At 65.2% G+C, this 18,369-nt stretch carries 16 protein-coding genes; 5 read left to right on the forward strand and 11 right to left on the reverse strand.

Translation table 11 applies throughout. The annotated features are described in order from the left end of the window. Nucleotides 1-29: 29 nt before the first annotated feature. The 4 genes from BLP96_RS17290 to BLP96_RS17305 are packed head-to-tail and all read right to left on the reverse strand — an operon-like array spanning nt 30 to nt 4,333. Nucleotides 30-983: an ABC transporter substrate-binding protein gene (locus BLP96_RS17290; protein ID WP_089688665.1), complete on the reverse strand. Its 954-nt coding sequence runs from the start codon at nt 981-983 to the stop codon at nt 30-32. Nucleotides 984-1,033: 50 nt separating this feature from the next. Continuing rightward, nucleotides 1,034-2,053, reverse strand: a complete 1,020-nt coding sequence (locus BLP96_RS17295; RefSeq protein ID WP_089688667.1) for an ABC transporter permease — start codon at nt 2,051-2,053, stop codon at nt 1,034-1,036. Next, nucleotides 2,034-3,563: a sugar ABC transporter ATP-binding protein gene (locus tag BLP96_RS17300; protein WP_089688669.1), complete on the reverse strand. Its 1,530-nt coding sequence runs from the start codon at nt 3,561-3,563 to the stop codon at nt 2,034-2,036. The genes BLP96_RS17295 and BLP96_RS17300 overlap by 20 nt, the downstream gene beginning before the upstream one ends. Next, nucleotides 3,563-4,333 carry an SDR family NAD(P)-dependent oxidoreductase gene (locus BLP96_RS17305; RefSeq protein WP_089688702.1) on the reverse strand — a complete coding sequence of 257 codons (771 nt, stop codon included), beginning with the start codon at nt 4,331-4,333 and terminating at the stop codon, nt 3,563-3,565. The genes BLP96_RS17300 and BLP96_RS17305 overlap by 1 nt, the downstream gene beginning before the upstream one ends. Before the next feature lie 242 nt (nt 4,334-4,575). On the opposite strand from BLP96_RS17305, the gene BLP96_RS17310 reads away from it, so the two are divergent. Both BLP96_RS17310 and BLP96_RS17315 read left to right on the forward strand, forming a co-directional pair. Further along, a complete protein-coding gene (locus tag BLP96_RS17310; RefSeq protein WP_089688671.1) occupies nt 4,576-5,790 on the forward strand; it encodes an ROK family transcriptional regulator in 1,215 nt (404 codons plus the stop codon). A 132-nt stretch (nt 5,791-5,922) separates the two neighbouring features. Further along, nucleotides 5,923-6,687: a FadR/GntR family transcriptional regulator gene (locus BLP96_RS17315; protein ID WP_089688673.1), complete on the forward strand. Its 765-nt coding sequence runs from the start codon at nt 5,923-5,925 to the stop codon at nt 6,685-6,687. Here the strand turns inward: BLP96_RS17315 and BLP96_RS17320 are convergent. From BLP96_RS17320 to BLP96_RS17345, 6 genes are read right to left on the reverse strand one after another with little or no spacing between them, the layout of a single operon-like run. Further along, nucleotides 6,684-7,586 (reverse strand): SMP-30/gluconolactonase/LRE family protein, encoded by a 903-nt coding sequence (locus BLP96_RS17320; protein ID WP_089688675.1) that lies wholly within the window; start codon nt 7,584-7,586, stop codon nt 6,684-6,686. The genes BLP96_RS17315 and BLP96_RS17320 overlap by 4 nt on opposite strands. A gap of 23 nt (nt 7,587-7,609) precedes the next feature. Then, entirely contained in the window at nt 7,610-9,355 is a 1,746-nt protein-coding gene (locus BLP96_RS17325; protein WP_089688677.1) for an IlvD/Edd family dehydratase, read from the reverse strand. Between the two features lie 24 nt (nt 9,356-9,379). Then, nucleotides 9,380-10,390, reverse strand: a complete 1,011-nt coding sequence (araH, locus tag BLP96_RS17330; protein WP_089688679.1) for an L-arabinose ABC transporter permease AraH — start codon at nt 10,388-10,390, stop codon at nt 9,380-9,382. Nucleotides 10,391-10,424: 34 nt separating this feature from the next. Then, nucleotides 10,425-11,918 (reverse strand): L-arabinose ABC transporter ATP-binding protein AraG, encoded by a 1,494-nt coding sequence (gene araG, locus BLP96_RS17335; RefSeq protein WP_089688682.1) that lies wholly within the window; start codon nt 11,916-11,918, stop codon nt 10,425-10,427. Between the two features lie 32 nt (nt 11,919-11,950). Next, entirely contained in the window at nt 11,951-12,946 is a 996-nt protein-coding gene (locus BLP96_RS17340; RefSeq protein WP_089688685.1) for an arabinose ABC transporter substrate-binding protein, read from the reverse strand. 51 nt (nt 12,947-12,997) lie between these two features. Beyond that, a complete protein-coding gene (locus tag BLP96_RS17345) occupies nt 12,998-14,230 on the reverse strand; it encodes an aldose epimerase family protein (RefSeq protein WP_245682301.1) in 1,233 nt (410 codons plus the stop codon). Nucleotides 14,231-14,387: 157 nt separating this feature from the next. On the opposite strand from BLP96_RS17345, the gene BLP96_RS17350 reads away from it, so the two are divergent. After that, on the forward strand, nt 14,388-15,344 hold the full coding sequence (locus BLP96_RS17350; RefSeq protein WP_089688686.1) for a LysR family transcriptional regulator: 957 nt from the start codon (nt 14,388-14,390) through the stop codon (nt 15,342-15,344). Between the two features lies 1 nt (nt 15,345). Here the strand turns inward: BLP96_RS17350 and BLP96_RS17355 are convergent, their stop codons facing one another. Next, entirely contained in the window at nt 15,346-16,272 is a 927-nt protein-coding gene (locus BLP96_RS17355; RefSeq protein WP_089688688.1) for a Gfo/Idh/MocA family protein, read from the reverse strand. Nucleotides 16,273-16,774: 502 nt separating this feature from the next. Between BLP96_RS17355 and araD1 the strand changes: the two genes are divergently transcribed. Next, nucleotides 16,775-17,761: an AraD1 family protein gene (gene araD1 / locus BLP96_RS17360; protein ID WP_089688690.1), complete on the forward strand. Its 987-nt coding sequence runs from the start codon at nt 16,775-16,777 to the stop codon at nt 17,759-17,761. A 20-nt stretch (nt 17,762-17,781) separates the two neighbouring features. Then, on the forward strand, nt 17,782-18,369 hold a 588-nt coding region (locus tag BLP96_RS17365), incomplete at its 3' end, for an aldehyde dehydrogenase family protein (RefSeq protein WP_143005132.1).

Raw genomic sequence — 18,369 nt, forward strand, 5'->3', positions numbered from 1 at the left:
GGCGACACCCCGGGGTGCCGCCGCGCCGTTCAGAACGGAGAGTCGGGGTAGTAGTACTCTTCGGCGTTCTCCGGTGTGATCAGCGGCGAGCCGAGGATGTATTCGCCGACCACCGGGCCATTGGACGTGAAGTGTTGCACGGTGAGATCCATGGCGGTGGCAATCATCGCCGGCGGATAGAGCACGTCCACGGGTACCAGGTCGTCGCCCTCCATCACCCGCTCGATGATGTCTTTCATGCCGGCGCCGCCGACGATGAACAGCTCATCCTCACGCTCGGCCTGGCGAACCGCCTCGATCACCCCCAGAGCGATGTCGTCGTCCTGGGCCCAGACGGCGTCGATGTTGTCGAAGCGGGCCAGGAAGTCCTGCATCACCTCGAAGCCGTCGTCGCGGTTCCAGTTGGCGTGCTGCATGTCGAGGATCTCGATGTCGCTGCCCTCGATGGCCTCCTGGAAGCCCTGCACCCGCTCGTCGTCGATGACCGTGGGAATGCCGCGCAGCACCACGATCTCGCCTTCGCCATCGAGACGCTCGCGGATGTACTCGCCGGAGACGCGCCCCAGCTCGTGGTTGTTGCCGGCCACGTAAAGGTCTTCGATACCCTCCTGGTCGAGGCCGCGGTCGACCACTGTGACGAAGACGCCTTCCTCCTTGACCCGCCGCACCGGGTCGGTGAGCGGCCCCGACTCGAACGGCAGCACCACCAGGGCGTCGATGTCGCGCTGCGACACCAGGTCCTCGAGGTCGTTGGCCTGCTCGCCAGGGTCGCCGGCGGTGGAGATGGTGATCTCGATGTCGGGATAGAGCGACTCGAGGCGCTCCTTGGCCTGCTCGGCGTGGAAATTGACACCGCCAGTCCAGCCGTGAGTCGCCGCGGGAATCGAGACCCCGATGGTGACCTCCTGTGCCGTGGCGGCGGTCGGCACGCCGACGGCCGCCGAGACGGCCAGGGCGAGTAGTGTCTTCTTGATGTGTGGCATGCTCTTGCTCCTCGTACTTGTGCTTGTTGTCGCTGCCAGTGCTGACGGGATCACGGTCCCGCCTTCCTCCACGATGCGCGCTGCAGGTAGACCGCCACGATGATGATGATCCCCTGCACCGTACCGTTGAGATAGTTGGAGATGGCGTCGGTGAGGTTGAGGATGTTGCCGATCATGGTCAGCATGATGGCGCCCACCACCGTCCCCCAGATGCGGCCATGGCCGCCCTTGAGCACGGTGCCACCGATGATCACCGCGGCGATCGCCTCGAGCTCCCAGAGCACCCCGGTGGCACCCGAAGCCGAGCCCAGCCGCGGCACGTAGATGATGGTCGCCACGGCGACGCAGACACCCTGCAATACATAGGTCAGGGTCTTGATGCGATCGACTCGGATCGCGCTGTACTCCGCCACTTTCTCGTTGGAGCCGATGGCGAAACAGTAGCGCCCGAAACGGGTGTGGTTGAGCAGCACGTAGCCGGCGAGCGCCACTCCCAGAAATACCAGCACCGGGATGGGCACGCCCAGCAGGCTGTCGTAGTAGACCGGGCGATAGACGTCGCGCACGTCCCAGTCCAGGGTCAGGGTGCCGCCGTCGGCCAGGTAGGTGACCAGCGAACGGTAGATACCCATGGTGCCCAGGGTGACGATGAACGCCTCGATCTTGCCCTTGGTGGTGACGATGCCGTTGATGAAGCCGGCACCGACGCCCAGGATCAGCGAGGCACCGACGCCCAACAGCACCGTGGTCAGGCCAGGCCCGAACTGCTCCACCAGACCGTTCATCAGGATGATCATCACCCCGGCGATGAAGGCCGCCATGGAACCCACCGAGAGGTCCAGACCGCCAGCGGTGATGACGAAGGTGGCTCCCACGGCGATGATGCCGATGAAGGCGCTGCGGGTGAGCATGTTCGAGAGGTTGTCCAGCCCCAGAAAGGCGGGATTGATCAGCACCCCCAGCAACGCCAGGGCGAGCAGGGCGATGAACGGCCCCCAGGTCTTGAGATCCAGAGAGAAGCCACCACCGCTGGACGGTTGCGCTTTGCGCTCAGGCACGACGTCGTTCATCCGCTTCTCCCCCTTTGATGCCGGATGCGTACTGCATGATTTCTTGTTCATTGATCTGCTCGCCCTCGAGGATGCCGGTCAGCTCGCCGGCACACATCACTGCGACCCGGTGTGCCAGGCCGATCAGTTCGGGCATCTCCGATGAGATGAGGATCACCGATCGCCCGGCGTCGGTAAGCTCGCGGATGAAGCGATAGATTTCCTGCTTGGTGCCCACGTCGATACCCCGGGTCGGCTCGTTGATGATGACGATCTCGGGGTCGATGGACATGACCTTGGCCAGCAGCAGCTTCTGCTGATTGCCGCCGGAGAGTTCGCCGGCACTGCGCACCGAGGTGCGCAGGCGGATGTCGAAACGCTCGACGGCCTCCTGGAAGGCCTGCTCTTCGCGGCGACGATCGATCAGCGGCCGACAGTAGGCGCGCAGATTGAGCAGGGTGAAGTTGGGGCGCAGGCCCATATTGAGCACCAGCCCCTTGCCCTTGCGATCCTCGGTGAGGTAGGCGATACGCTCGCGCACGGCGTCGCGCAGGTGGCGCAGGCGCACGGGTCGTCCGTTGCGACGCACCTCGCCGCCGGTGCGGGGCCGCAGGCCCAGCAACGACTCGATGAGCGCCGTGCGCCCCGCTCCCACCACGCCACCGAAGCCCAACACCTCACCGCGACGCAGGGTGAAGCTGGCCCGGCGCACCGCTCCGGGCACCACGATGTCGTAGGCCTCCATCACGAGCGGCGCATCATCGGTAGCCGGCGTGCGCTCGGGATACATCTCGGTGATCTCGCGCCCCACCATCAGTCGTGCCAGCTCTTCCTTGCTGCGTCCTGCCATGGGCCCGGAATCGATGAGGTGGCCGTCACGCAGCACGGTGACACGATCGGCGATGCGTTCGATTTCACGCAGCTTGTGGGAGATGTAGAGAATCGCCACGCCACGCTGGCGCAGCCGGTCGACCAGAGCGAAGAGCACCTCGACCTCGTGCTCGGTCAGGCTGGCGGTGGGCTCGTCCATGATCAGCACGCGCACGTCGCGAGTCACCGCTTTGGCGATCTCCACCATCTGCTGGTCGGACGTCGACAGTTCCTTGACTCGGGTCCGGGGATCGACGCGGGTTTCCAGCTCGGCCAGAGCCTCGCGGCAACGCTCGCGCATCGCCCGGCGGTCCAGGAAGGGGCCGCGGCGAAGTTCGCGGCCCAGGAAGATGTTCTCCTCCACCGTCAGTTGCTCGGCCAACGCCAGCTCCTGGTGGATCATCACGATACCCTCGGCCTCGGCCTCGCCGCTGCCGCGAAAGCGCCTCGGCTCGCCGTCGACGCGCACTTCCCCGCCGCTGGGCGGTAGATAGCCGGCCAGAATCTTGACCAGGGTCGACTTGCCGGCGCCGTTCTCGCCCAGCAAGGCGTGTACCTCGCCGGGGTGCAACGCCATGTCGACGCCGAACAGCACCTGGTTGCCCCCGAAGGCGCGGTCGATGCCACGCGCCTCGAGTACGGTAGAGCGTTCCTGACTCATCAGCCCCACCCTCCGTCGACCGGGATGGCGGCACCGGTCAGCTGGGCGCTGTCGTCGGCAGCCAAAAACAGCACCGTGGGCGCCACGTGCTCGGGCAACAAGCGCACCTTGAGACACTGGTGCTCCTGAATTCGCGCCTCGTCCTCCGGGCCTATCCAGCGTTCGAGCTGACGTGAGGTAAGGATGCAGCCGGGCACCACGGTGTTGACGCGAATGTTCCGGGTGCCGAGATCGCGGGCCAGGCTGCGGGTCAGGCCATGCACCGCCGCCTTGGCGGTGACGTAGGCGGAGAGATTACCGATGGCGTTCTGTACGCTGATCGAGCCGAAGTTGATGATCGAGCCGCCACCGGCCGCCGCCATGCGCTCGGCCACGGCCTGAATGGCAAAGAACATGGGGCGCAGATTGACCGACATGCGCTCGTCCCAGTCGTCGACACTGAGTTCGCGCCAGTCGTGGCGCTCATCGTTGGCAGCGTTGTTGACCAGGGTGCCGACCGGCCCCAGCGCCTCGTGCACCTCATCCAGCACCGCCAGCAATGCGGGGATGTCGCGGATGTCGCAGTGTCGATAGAGTGGTGCGCGACCGCTCTCCTGGTCGAGCTCTCGGCATAAGCGGCGGCTGGACGCATCGTCGATGTCGACGAACGCGACTCTCGCCCCCTGCCGGTGAAAGGCGCGCACCAGGGCGGCACCGATGCCGCTACCGCCGCCAGTGACGAAGACCACGCGGGCATCCAGGCTGGGGTAGCGGGCGGAAGGGTCTGACATGAGCATCACCGTTTGTTGTTGTAGGCATGGCTGAGCCGACTCACGATTTACTTTAGCCATAAAAATAAATGACTGCAGACTCAACTTTGGTCGCATGTCAGTCATGGGGAGACGGGGCCCACATGCTGGCATCTCGTCAGGAATCGCCTTTTCTGGCAGAAAACACGATCGTCGACTGGAATTCTCAGCGGTTTTGCGCTGATATAATTCAGCACTCAAAATAATCTGGAAGCGACGTCACCATGACCAGCCTAGTGCCCGATCCCACCAGGAGAGACAACACGCTCGCCATCGTCGACACCCTGCGCAATCAGGGCCCCATGGCTCGCATCGACCTGGGTACGGCAAACGGCATCAGCTCGGCCACGGTGACGGCGATCACCACCGAGTTGCTGCGCCACGGCCTGGTCAGCGAGCTGCCTGCCGAACCTCACCGCCAGGGCGGAAGGGGCAGGCCCAAGACGCTGATTCGCCTCGAGCCCGAGGCAGCCCACGTGGTCTGCGTCAAGCTGTCGCTCAATGAAGTCCAGGTAGTCGCCGGCGATTTCGCCGGCCAGGTGCGCCATGCCGAAACCCACTCTCTGACCACGGCGACACTGACGCCTGACACACTGTGCGACGTCCTGGAGGAGCACATCCAGGCGGTGAGCGCGGCTCTGCCGGGTGGGCCGCGTCGCCTCGACGGCATCTGCCTAGCCATCCAGGGGGTGGTATCGCCGGCCAGCGGCATGCTCATCTGGTCGCCGGCGCTACGCTTCCGCAATACCCCGCTGACTGGCCCACTGGCCGAGCGCCTCGGCTGTCCGGTGATGCTCGAGAACGACACCAACTGCATCGCCAGCATCCTGGCTCGCCAGCCAGCCTACGCCGACACTCCCAACCTGGCGGTGATCATGCTGGGTTACGGCATCGGCATGTCGGTGCTGATCGATGGCAGGCCGCTTCTCGGTGCCAATGGATCGGCCGCCGAGATCGGCCATAGCAAGTTCGAGCCCGGAGGCGCCCTGTGTGCCTGCGGCCGACGCGGCTGTATCGAAGCCTATGCCAGCGACTACGCCCTCTACCGTGAAGCGCACGCCCTGCTGTCACTGCCACCGGGCGATAGTGCCCATCCTTCGGAGGCGCAGATGCAGGCCCTGGTACGTCTTGCCGAGCAAGGCGATCCGGTGGCGCGACAGATCTACCACAAGGCGGGGCGAGCCCTGGGCTACGGCATCGCCAACGTGCTGGCGCTGTTCAATCCGGATTTGGTACTGGTCACCGGCTCCGGCGTGCGCGGCTACGCGGCCATGCAACCGGCATTGGAAGCGGCCATCGACGAGGCCCTGGTTCCCGAGCTGGTCGGCGCGAGCCGGCTCGCCACCCACCCCTGGGATCGCGACATGACCTGCCTGGGGGGCATCGGGCTGATTCTGGAGGCCACCGACCCCATGCGGCTGACCGACCTGTCCAGCTAACGCCACCAGGCGCCGGTCCCAACCGAGCAATGGCCATGTACCGCCCGCTGCCGCGACGTTACGACCTAGGCCGCATTGTTCGTATGTTGAACATATGGCAGGTTATGGGGCAGATCATCGACATGAGCCGCCATGACCGCGACACCGCCCAAGCGCCCCGTCAAGCCTACCCGTCCCAGCGTGGTCGAGTACCTCGCCGAAGCCATCTTCTCCGGGCGCTATCAGCCCGGCGATTTCGTTCCCAGGGAGATCGACCTGTGCGAGCAGTTCGCCATCAACCGCTCGGCGGTGAGAAGCGACCTGCGACAGCTGGTCGACGTCGGCATCATCGCGCGGATTTCCGGACATGGCTCCAAGATTCGCGACTACGAGGAGTGGAACATCCTCGATCCGTCGGTGACCGAGTGGATGACCCGCTACGCCTCGCCCAACCCGCGCATCCAGCGTGAGATCCTCGCCTTCCGCCTGGACGTCGAACCCTACGTGGCGATGACGGCAGCTCGGCACGCCAAGGCGCTCGACCTGGTGGCCATCGAGGAGGCTCTGGAGGGCATGAACCGCCACCTGCATGCCGAGAGTGCCGAAGAGAAGCAGCGCTACAGCGACCACGATGTCGCCTTCCACGTGGCCATCTTCAAGGCCAGCCACAACATCGTCTGGGCGCAGCTCTCGCATATCCTGCGACCCTCGATCCACTTGCTGGTGGAAACCTCCAACGACAGTACCGCCGACCCCGAGGCCAGCTTCGAGCGTCATCGCCAGGTGATGGAGGCGATTCGCGCTCGCCGGCCCCGCGACGCCTTCCTGGCTGCCCGCGAGGTACTGCAGGGAACGGCCGAGGCGCTGGGCATCGAGCCCGGCAACGGCACTCTGGGCAGCTGGCCGGAACCGGCCTAGCGCTGAGCTGGCACGTTACGCGGAACCGCGAATGCCGGTGATGCCAGGCCTCGAAACCCAGGCGCGACGCGGAACAGGCTGCCCGCCAGCGCTTCCTGGTCGCGGCCGTCGGCCGCGGTGGTAATGAAGAGCTGGTCCAGCTCGGGACCGCCGAAGGTGCAGGACGTCACCCGCGAGGCCGGCAGGATCAAGGTCTCGTCCAGCGACCCGTCGGGCAGGAAACGGCTCACTCGCCCGCCGCCCCAGTGGGCGATCCACAGGCCGCCCTCGACGTCGCAGGTCATCCCGTCCGGATGGCCCTGGGAGCCGGAAAAGCGCAGATGCTCGCGCTTGCCGGAAAGCTCTCCCTCGGCCGACAGGTCGAAGGCATAGACGATGCCTGCCGCCGTATCGCTGTGATAGAGCGTCGTGCCATCGGGGCTCACGGCAGGACCGTTGGCGACACCGTAGCCGCGGTCGAGCCGGCGCAGCCCCACGCCGTCGAGGCAATAGAGAGCCCCCCGGCCCGGCTCGCCAAGATCGCTCATCGAGCCGAACCACAGTCGCCCCCGGTCATCCACCACCGCATCGTTGAAGCGATTGCCCGCCGGTTCGTCGGGAGTCATCCAGTCGCCGACGATGCTCGGCCCGTCCTCGGCGAGACGCAGGTGGACCAGGCGCGAGGCGAGCCCGGCGATGAAACCGTCGCCATCGGCCCGCGGCACCAGCCAGCAGCACGCCTCGTCGAGCGACCAGCGGCGGGTTCTGCCGCTGGCATGATCATGGACATGGAGCATTCGCCCCAGAATGTCGACGAACAGCAGCTGGCCGGCTTTCCCTTGTCCGGGACACCACAGCGGACCTTCGCCCAGCCGTGCCCGGCCCTGCCATACGCATTCGACCTTGGCGCCATCGACCATCGCCGGCCCCCGCTCCATGCCGCTCAATGGGAATGTCGCGGGACGTCGGCGCCGCGCGACCCACGTAGGAAGTCGAAGTCGCAGCCCTCGTCGGCCTGCAGCACCCGCTCGATGTAGAGCTGGCGATAGCCGCCGTCGCTGGCGATCCGGCGCGATTCGGCAGTGGGGTCACTCTCGGCCAGGCGCGCCTCGAGCTCGGCGTCGTCGATGTCCAGGTGCAGCTTGCCGGCATCGCAGTCGAGCTCGACCCAGTCGCCGTTGCATACCGCGGCGAGCGGCCCCCCGGCGGCGGCCTCGGGAGCCACGTGCAGCACCACGGTGCCGTAGGCGGTACCGCTCATGCGCGCGTCCGAGATGCGCACCATGTCGGTCACGCCCTGCTCGAGCAACTTCGCCGGCAGGCCCATGTTGCCGACCTCGGCCATGCCGTGATAGCCGCGCGGCCCGCAGTTCTTCATCACCAGCACGCTGCTGGCATCGACGTCGAGATCGGGGTCGTTGATGCGCGCCTTGTAGTCGTCGAAGTCCTCGAACACCACCGCCCGGCCGCGGTGGATCATCAACTCGGGGGTCGCCGCCGAGGGCTTCAAGACCGCACCGTTGGGAGCGAGGTTGCCGCGTAGCACGCACATGCCGCCATCCTCGCGCAGCGGCCTTTCCAGCGGGCGGATCACCTCGTCGTTGTAGAGCGGGGCGTCTTTGACGTTGTCCCACAGCGTCCTGCCGTTGACCGTCAGCGCCCCCTTGTGCGGCAGGCGGTCGGCCTCGCCAAGCCGGCGCAGTACCGCGGGAAGCCCGCCGGCATAGTAGAACTCTTCCATCAGGAAGCGCCCGGAAGGCTGCAGATCGACGATGGTCGGCGTGCCGCGCCCGACGCGACTCCAGTCGTCGAGATCGAGGTCGACACCCATGCGCCCGGCGATGGCCTTGAGGTGAATCACCGCGTTGGTCGACCCGCCGATGGCGGCGTTGGTGCGTATGGCGTTCTCGAAAGCCTCCTTGGTGAGCACCTTGGACAGACGCAGATCCTCTTCGACCATCTCGACGACGCGATTCCCGGAGAGATGCGCCAGTACGTAGCGACGCGAATCGACCGCGGGAATTGCCGCATTGTGGGGCAGCGAGGTGCCCAGCGACTCGGCCATGCAGGCCATGGTCGAGGCCGTGCCCATGGTGTTGCAGGTACCCGCCGAACGCGACATGCCGGCCTCGGCGGCCATGAAGTCGTGAATCGATATCTTGCCCGCCTTGACCTGCTCGGAGAGCTGCCAGACCACGGTCCCCGAACCGATGTCCTTGCCCTCGTGCTTGCCGTTGAGCATCGGCCCGCCGGTCACCACGATGGTGGGAATGTCGCAGCTCGCCGCCCCCATCAGCAGCGCCGGCGTGGTCTTGTCGCAGCCCACCAGCAGCACCACCGCATCCAGCGGGTTGCCGCGGATCGACTCCTCCACGTCCATGCTGGCCAGGTTGCGGGTAAACATCGCCGTGGGCCTCAGCAGCGATTCGCCGTTGGAGAACACTGGAAACTCCACCGGATACCCCCCCGCTTCGAGCACGCCCTTCTTGACGTGCTCGGCCAGTTTGCGGAAGTGCGCATTGCAGGGCGTGAGTTCCGACCAGGTGTTGCAGATGCCGATGATCGGCTTGCCTTCGAACTCATGGTCGGGGATGCCCTGGTTCTTCATCCAGCTGCGGTACATGAAGCCATTCTTGTCGGCGGTACCGAACCACTGAGCGCTGCGCAAGGGACGCTTGCGGTGGGTCATACGAGGTCTCCTGAAACCGAAGGGTCATGCACGCTGGCGTCGGGTCTGCTTCCAGCGGTCGAACATCACCGCCAACAGCAGGATCGCGCCACGCACCAGGTATTGATAGAAAGTGGGAACGTTGAGCAGGCCCATGGCGTTCTGCACGCAGCCCATGATCAGCACCCCCACCAGCACGCCGGTGATGGTGGCCACACCGCCGGAGAGGGCCACGCCACCGAGCACGCAGGCCGAGATCACCGCCAGCTCCAACCCCATGGAGGTGTTGGGATCGCCCAGCCCCATGCGCGAGGCGAGCAGCACGCCGGCGATGCCGGCCACCACACCCTGCAGGCCGAAGACGATGACCTTGAGACGGCGTACGTTGACCCCGGCCAGTGCCGCTGCCTCGGCATTGCCGCCGGTGGCCAGCACGTTGCGCCCGAACGCGGTCATGTTGAGCAGCACGCCGAAGATCACGAAGCAGGCGATCATGGTCCACACGGGCAAGGTCAAGCCGAGAAAGGACGCGCTGCCAAGATCGAAAAAGGCTGGAACGGTGATCATCACCGCGTCGCCGCCGGACGTGATGTAGGCCAGGCCGCGCACGAACTCCATGGCGGCGAGCGTGGCGATCAACGAATTGATGCCGAACTTCGCCACCACGAAACCGTTGAAGGCCCCCACGGCGCCACCGGCGAGCACCCCGCCGAGCACGCCGATCGTCACGCTCCCCGACGCCGAGGTGACCACGGCGGCGACGACACCGGCAAAGGCGACGATGGACGCCACCGATAGATCGACCTCGCCCAGCGCCAGCACCATCATCATGGTGGTGGCGATGGTGCCGATCAGGGTCACCGAGAGCAGCAGCCCCACCATGTTGCGCCCGGTGAGAAAGCCGGGAATGAAAACGGCCAGCGCCACGAACAGAACCACGAAGATGGCGATCAGGCCGGAGGTGTCGAGCAGGGTACGCAGGGGTTTCGGGAGTCCCCGGCGCGGGGGCACCGCAGCCACGCTGCCGTCTCCCCCAGCGAGTTTGTGGGTTGTCATCTGTTATCCCTCGGATGGCTCATGTCGAAATGAATCAGGCAGGCAGCGCCAGCCCCAACAGGCGCTCCTGGGAGGCCTGCTGGCGCGGCACGATGTCGATCAGCGCACCGTCGCGCATCACGCCGATGCGGTCGCAGATGGAGCTCACCTCGGCCAGGTCGCTGGAAATCACCACGACGCTCTTGCCCTGCTCCGCCAGGTCGTAGAGCAGGGTATAGATGTCGCGACGCGCGCCGACGTCGATGCCACGCGTCGGCTCGTCGACCACGATGAGATCGATCTTCTCGGCCAACCAGCGCGCCAGGATCACCTTCTGCTGGTTGCCGCCGGAGAGCGTGCCGATGGGCGTGCGCGGCCCCGGCGTCTTGATGCTCAGCTGCCGGATGAACTCCTCGGCATTGGCACGCTCGCGTCGCGGGTTGCGCAACATGCCCCAGCGCTTGAAGAAGCGCCGGCAGCTGATGTTGAGATTGTCGGCCACACTGGCGACGGGAAAGATGCCCTGCGATTTACGATCTTCCGGACACATCGCGATGCCCTGGCGAATGGCCTCGCGGGGGCTGGCGAAGCGCCGCGCCACGCCCTGGAAGCGTACCTCGCCCGCCCTGGCGGTTTCGGCGCCGCACACCAGCCGCATCAACTCGCTGCGCCCGGCGCCGACCAGGCCGAATAGACCGAAGACCTCACCGCGCTTCACCGCGAAGCTCACGGGCGCCCGCAACCCCTTGCCCTCGAGCGCCTCGATCTCGAGCATCACTTCGCCCGGCTCACGCTCGCGGTAGCCGTAGACGTCATCGATGTCGCGGCCGACCATCTCGCTGACCAGGATGTCGTGATCCAGCGAATCGAGGTTCTCGTGGGTATGGATGTGCTTGCCGTCGCGGAACACGGTGACCGCATCGCACATCTCGAAAACCTCCTCCATGCGATGGGTCACGTAGAGCACCACGCGGCCCTCGTCGCGCAGCCGCGCGACGATGCGCTCGAGCTGCCGCGTCTCCTGCACCGAGAGGCTGCTGGTGGGCTCGTCGAAGGCGATGATGCGGGCGTCGCGCAGCAGCGCCCGGCCGATCTCGATCATCTGTTGCTGGCCGATGGAGAGGTCGCGCACCTTGGTCGAGGGGTGGATGTCCCCCTCACCGAGTTCCTCGAGAATGCGCATCGCCCGCTCACGCAACTGCCGCCGGTCGATGAAGCCGCGGCTGACCGGCAACTGGCCGAGAAGCAGGTTCTCGGCCACCGACAGGTTGGGTGCCAGCGTCAGCTCCTGATAAATGATGGCGATACCCTGTCCGAGCGCCTGGCGAGCGTTGGCGAACACATGGCGCTCGCCGTCGATCCACAGGGCGCCTTCACTGACACGGTTGACGCCGCTGAGCACCTTGAGCAGCGTCGACTTGCCGGCGCCGTTCTCGCCCATCAGGGCATGAACCTGACCGGCGCGGGCACCGAAGCTGACCTTGTCGAGCGCCCGCACGCCGGGAAAGACCACGCTGATGCCGTCGAATCTCAGATAGGGTTCCGTCATGTCGCTCTCCCGATCACCGTGAACCGCCACCGTCACAGCCCCAGTTGGTCGCGCACGTCCTGCCAGTTCTCGCGCGTCATCAGGGTGCCGGAGGTCTCGGTATTGGCCGGCGGCTTCTCGCCTTCGGTGATCCAGCGATAGAGGTTCTCCGCCGTCTCGCGGCCATGCTTGGTGGAACTGACGGCCACGGTACCGTGGAACCCCGTCGGGTTTTCGCGCGAGAACTCAGCGAAGGCGGCACCAGAACCGTTGATGCCCACGCCGATCACGTCCTCGGCCTCGAGGCCGTACTGCTCGGTGGCGCGCACGCCGCCCAACACGCTCTCTTCGTTGAGCGCGTAGATGATCCAGTGATCGAATTCCTCATGCTGAGAGAGGACCGGCGAGGCCGCCGAGAAGGCACTGCTGGTATCGGTGTTCTGCTGCGGCGCATCGAAGACGTTCTCTTCCGGGAAGCCCAACTCGAGCAGCACGTCGGTGGCGCCGTCGGTGCGCGCCTTGGCGGTGGGCAGTTCATTGTTGGTGATGCGCAGTGCTGCGACTTCCTGCGGATCCCAGCCACGTGCATCCATTTCGGCAACGAGCGCTTCACCGACCTGCTGGCCGATCTTGTAGCCCGACATGCCCAGATGCGGCACCTCTTCCATGGGCTCGCCGTCACCGCCCACGAAACGGTCGTCCACCGTGACCACTTTCATCCCGTACTGCTCGGCGCGGTTCATGATGGCCGGCCCCAGGCGCACGTCGGGCGGGCAGATGACGAAGCCCTGGGCTCCCTGAGAGTTGAGATTGTCGATGGCGCTGAGCACTTCCTGGCCATCCTCGCCGCCCAGCCGAACGACACTGAAGCCCAGTTCTTCGCCAACCTGGGTGGCGGCATCCTGCTCGTTGATGAACCAGGCCTGTTCCGGCTTCTTGACGATGAAACCAATCTTGACGTCTTCTTCGGCGGCCTGTGCCGGACCGACGGTGCCGAGTGCCAAGCTGGCGCTGAGCGCCATTCGCGTGAAAGTCTTTGTCATGGACATGACGTACTCCTGAAGTCTCGAAGGGGTTGTTGTTGGTATCGGGCTAATGGGTCATGAGCCCGGGGTTTCCTGCGCGGAAAAACGGTAGATCGTCCGTGAGCGGTAGGTGTCTCCTGGCTCGAGAATCGTCGAGGGAAAATCGGCTCGATTGGGCGAATCGGGAAAGTGTTGAGTTTCCAACGCGAATCCAGAGCGGTGCTCGTAGGCTTCCCCTCGCTTGCCCGTCAGATCGCCGGCGAGGAAATTGCCCGAGTAGAACTGGATGCCCGGCTCCGTGGTGGCGATTTCCAACAGGCGCCCACTATCGGGCTCCCATACCCTGGCGGCCAAGACAGGGTCGTCGACGGACGCACCACCGTTGGCAAGCACGAAGTTGTGGTCGTAGCCCTTGCCGAACGTCAGCTGCTGGTCGTCCCGCTCGATGCGCTCGCCGATCGGCGTCGGCTGGGTAAAGTCGAACGGAGTGCCTTCGACAGAGCGGATTTCGCCGGTGGGAATCAGTCCTTCATCCACCGGGGTGAAGGCGTCGGCATCGATCATCAGGTGGTGATCGAGAATGCTGCCACTGCCTTCCCCCTCGAGATTGAAGTAACTGTGCTGAGTGAGATTGACCGGGGTGGCCTTGTCGGTCGTCGCCCGGTAATCGACGATCAGCTCATCGGCATCGGTGAGGGTATAGGTCACCTGCGTTTCCAAGGTGCCTGGATAGCCTTCCTCACCATCCTCGCTGGTATAACGCAGGACCAGGCCAGTCCCTGCCTCGCTCTCGAACGGCTCGACCTGCCAAAGCACTCTGTCGAACCCCTGCTGGCCGCCATGCAGATGATTGTCGCCATCGTTGGTCGCCAGAGAATGGGACTCCCCATCGAGAGAGAACCGGCCGCCGGCGATGCGATTGCCGTAGCGACCGATCAGGGCGCCGAAGTAAGGGTTGGCCTGGCGGTAGGCATCGGAGAGATAGGCATCCAGCGAATCGAAGCCCAGCACGATGTCGTCGAACTCACCCCGAACATCGGGCGTCTTCAGCGAGAGAATGATGCCGCCATAATCGATGACGCGCATCTCGATGCCATTGGCGTTGGCAAGACGATACACGTCGACCTGGCGGCCGTCGGGCAACTGGCCGAACGCCGACCGATCGACGCTTCGCTCGGCCGCGCCGTCGGACGCCGTTGCGGTGTTGCCATGGATGCCGGCCACACCGAACATCAGCATGGCAGCAGCGCCCGCGCTGAGCCGCAGTGGCGTGCCGGCACGGCGCATCGAGGCGTACGTGAGTGGCATGATCGATCTCCTTGATCCTGGCATTGTTGTTATCGGTACACCGCGTTCGTCGCGGATACAGCCGCTACAGTAGACAGTCACGCCATAACCAACCAATATGCATTGACCTATTGATTGATACATGAATCGTTATCGATAACCGCAATGGGGAGGCGCCATGCGCACCCTGGATGACGACTGGTTCTTGCAGGCTCGACTAAAGTTGCGGCATCTCCAGCTCTTCCTCGCCCTTGACGAACAACGCAACCTGCATCGTGCGGCCGCGCATCTGGGCATCAGCCAACCGGCCGCCTCGAAATTGCTGGCAGACGTGGAAGCCCAGCTGGGCATCAAGCTGTTCGACCGCCATTCGCGGGGCCTCGAGCCGAACTGGTACGGGGAGGTGATCGTTCGGCATGCTCAGGCCATGCTCTCGGAGCTGCACAATACCGGTGAAGAACTCAACGCCTTGTTCGAAGGCAATGCCGGCAAGGTAGCCATCGGCACGGTGATGGCGCCCGCGGTGACCCTGCTGGCCAGCGCCATCGAACGGGTGCACCGCACCCACCCCAGGCTCAAGATCAGCGTCGAGGTCGACGTCAGCAAGCGGCTGGTACCGAGGCTGCTGGAAGGAGAGCTCGATTTCGCCATCACCCGAATACCGGAGGGGTTCTCCAGCGACCCGTTCGTTTTCGAGGAGATCGGCGAGGAGGAAATCTGTTTCGTGTGCCGAGAAGGGCATCCGCTGTCGGGAGCCGATCCGCTGACATTGGAAGCCATGGCCGCCTACCCGTGGGCGCTACAGCCCCAAGGGGCACTGATGCGCCAGCGGGTCGACGCGCTGTTTCTCTATCACGGCATAGCGCACCCGGCGCAGATCGTCGACACCACCGACATCCTGGTGGCGCTGGCACTGATCGATCGCTCGGACACGATCACGGCCACCACCCGCCAGGTTGCCGACCTGCTGTGCGCCCCGGCACGCTTTCGCATCCTGCCCTTCCATCAACGGCTCAGCGTGCAGCCGTTCGGGCTGGTCAGCTTGCGGCGGCGCCGACCATCTCCAGGAGCTGCGACGCTCATGAGCATGCTGCGAGAACTGGTGACCCGCCAGCGACAGCGAGGACTCTCCTGACTCATTCGATGAAGGACTCCGTCGGCTCGCGCCTGGCTGCCAAACTGGCATCCGCCACATGCCGCAGAGGCGCCAGGTCCACCTCGCTGCGCCCTTCCCGGACCAGTTCGGCGAACCTGGCATAAAGCCCCGGATACTCGCGCTCTTCGGCGTCGAGCAGACACCGGCCGTCTATCTCCAGCCGGCAGCCTCCCTGCAGCAGGCTGAGACGCCCCGCCTCGGTGTCGACGTGGATGTTCCAGATCGGCGGGCTCGGCTGGCGAAAATCGAAATCGGCCACGACCGGCGTGCCCTCGGTATCGCTAAAGGTCAGCGCCGCGGCGATGGGCGCCTGGCAGTTGCTGGGCACCCAGAGCCGCGCATCGCGCAGGAAAAAAGCGCGCGGCAGGATCTCGGTGGCGATCGACAGCGCATTGATGCCGGGGTCGAACACGCCCATGCCGGCGGGCTCCCAGATCCACGCCTGGCCGGGGTGCCAGACCCGCACGTCCTCCCGCCAGTCGATCTCGACACGCCGAATGCGCTTCTCCTCGAGCCACTCACGGGCCTGAGCCACGGCCGGAGCGAAGCGCGAATGCCAGGCCGCGAACAGTGTGCCGCCCTGGCTCTCGGCGAGATCGACCAGATCCTCGACCTCGCTCAAGGTCGCGCCCGGCGGCTTCTCCAACAGCACGCTCTTGCCCTGCTCGAGGGCGATACGCGCCTGCGAGTAGCGCAGGTGCGTCGGCGTGCAGATGGCCACCGCTTCCAGCTCGGGATGCGCCTCGAGCATGTCGCCCAAGGCGGCGTAACCGGGCACCGAGTCGTATCGGGCGTTAGGGTCCGCCGTCGCCAGCAGATGGAAATCGGGGCTTTCGGCCAGAGCCGGCAGGTGCTGATCGCGGACGATCTTGCCCACCCCGACCAGACCGATGTGAATGCGCTGCATTGCCAAGTCCTTCGTTGCATGCGGCGAGACATTATGTCTCACCGGTGAGAGACACGACCAAAGTCTATGTTGAACATGATGGCCATATGTTCAACATATAAACGACAAATCCCACAAAGCAACCCTTAGCACAAAGCAACCCTTAGAGAGGCGGCTCAGGCTCGCATCCGGTAAACACGCAGGACTCGTTGCTGAAGTCTTTCATCTCAAGAGCATGGTGTCATGCGAGGTCGGTCACTCGAGCCTCCGCTTTTCGGCCTTACCGTACATGCCCGATACGCTCTGCATGCCGGCGGCGCTGCTCTAGGCGTTGTCTGAAAAGTCGGCGAGCGAAGGCCAGACAAGGCAAAAATCGGCGAAAAGACGGAGTTTACGCGCTGTAAATGAGTACTTTGAGCCGATTTTTAACGCCGTATGGTCGAGCGCAGCCAGTTTTCGGACAACGCCTAGTGCCACTGACGATATGGCCACTCTGACAACGCCCAATACGAGGAACCCCGCCATGCGATTGATACAATGCGAGCATCAGGGCCGGATCCATGCCGCCCTGGTCGAGCGCATCGACCAGGTCCGCCTGCTCGACGCCGACACCTACACGCTGGCCCGCCGGGCCAGCGCCGCTGGGCAGTCCCTGGCACAGGCAGTGGAAGCAGCCCTGACCGAGACCCACCTCGACTACCAGCAGTTGATCGATGAAAAACGCCTCTTGCCGCCACTGACCCATCCCGATCCGGCCCACTGCCTGGTCACCGGCACCGGCCTGACCCACCTGGGCAGCGCCGACACGCGCTCGGCCATGCACGCCAAGACCCAGGTCGATGAGGCCGAACTGACCGACTCCATGCGCATGTTCAAGCTGGGCGTCGAGGGCGGCAAGCCAGCCCCGGGCGAGGTGGGCGCCCAACCGGAGTGGTTCTACAAGGGCGATGGCAGCTGCGTCGTCGCGCCCGAGGCCGAGATTCCCGTGCCCCATTTCGCCGAGGATGCCGGCGAGGAGCCGGAACTCGCGGGCCTCTACGTGATCGGTGACGACGGCCAGCCGTGGCGTGTCGGTCATGCCATCGGCAACGAGTTTTCCGACCACGTGACCGAGCGCTTCAACTACCTGTGGCTGGCCCATTCCAAGCTGCGTGCCTGCAGCTTCGGCCCGGAGTTGCTGGTGGGCGAGCTGCCCGACCATCTGGAAGGGACAAGCCGCATCGTCCGGGATGGAGAGACGCTGTGGGAGAAGCCCTTCCTCACCGGCGAGGCCAACATGGCACACAGCCTGGCCAATCTGGAACACCATCACTTCAAGTACCCAGGTTTCCGGCGGCCCGGCGACGTGCACGTACACTTCTTCGGCACGGCAACGTTGAGTTTCGCCGACGGCGTCCAGACGCGCGATGACGACCGTTTCGAAATCGACCTTCCCGAGTTCGGCCGCCCGCTACGCAATCCACTACGCTTCGAGGTGGATAACCCCGACATCGCCGTCAAATCGCTCTGACAGCAAGCAAGGAGTTCGTTATGTCCCTGGAAGGCAAGATGCTGATCGGCCGCGAAGCCGTCAGCGGCAGTTCCCAGCCCATCAACGCCGTCGACCCCGCCACCGGCGAGACCCTAGAGCCCACCTACGTGGGCGGCACCCGCGCCGAGGTCGAGCGCGCCTGCGAACTCGCCGAAACGGCTTTTGCCAGCTACCGGGAGTCCACGCTGGAAGAACGCGCGACCTTCCTCGAAACCGTGGCCAGCGAGATCGAGGCCCTGGGCGATGCCCTGGTCGAGCGTGCCATGGCCGAGACCGGCCTGCCCCAGGCACGCATCCAGGGCGAGCGCGGCCGTACCTGCGGCCAGCTGCGCCTGTTCGCCTCCGTGGTGCGCGCCGGCGAATGGCTCGACGTGCGCCTCGATCCGGCGCTGCCCGAGCGCGAACCCATGCCTAGAGTCGACCTGCGCCAGCGTCATGTTCCACTCGGCCCCGTCGCCGTCTTCGGCGCTTCCAACTTTCCGCTCGCCTTCAGCGTGGCCGGCGGCGACACCGCCTCGGCGCTGGCCGCCGGCTGTCCGGTGATCGTCAAGGCCCACTCCGCCCATCCCGGCACCTCGGAGCTGGTG

The organism is Billgrantia gudaonensis (assembly GCF_900100195.1).
In the GTDB taxonomy this organism is placed as follows: domain Bacteria; phylum Pseudomonadota; class Gammaproteobacteria; order Pseudomonadales; family Halomonadaceae; genus Halomonas; species Halomonas gudaonensis.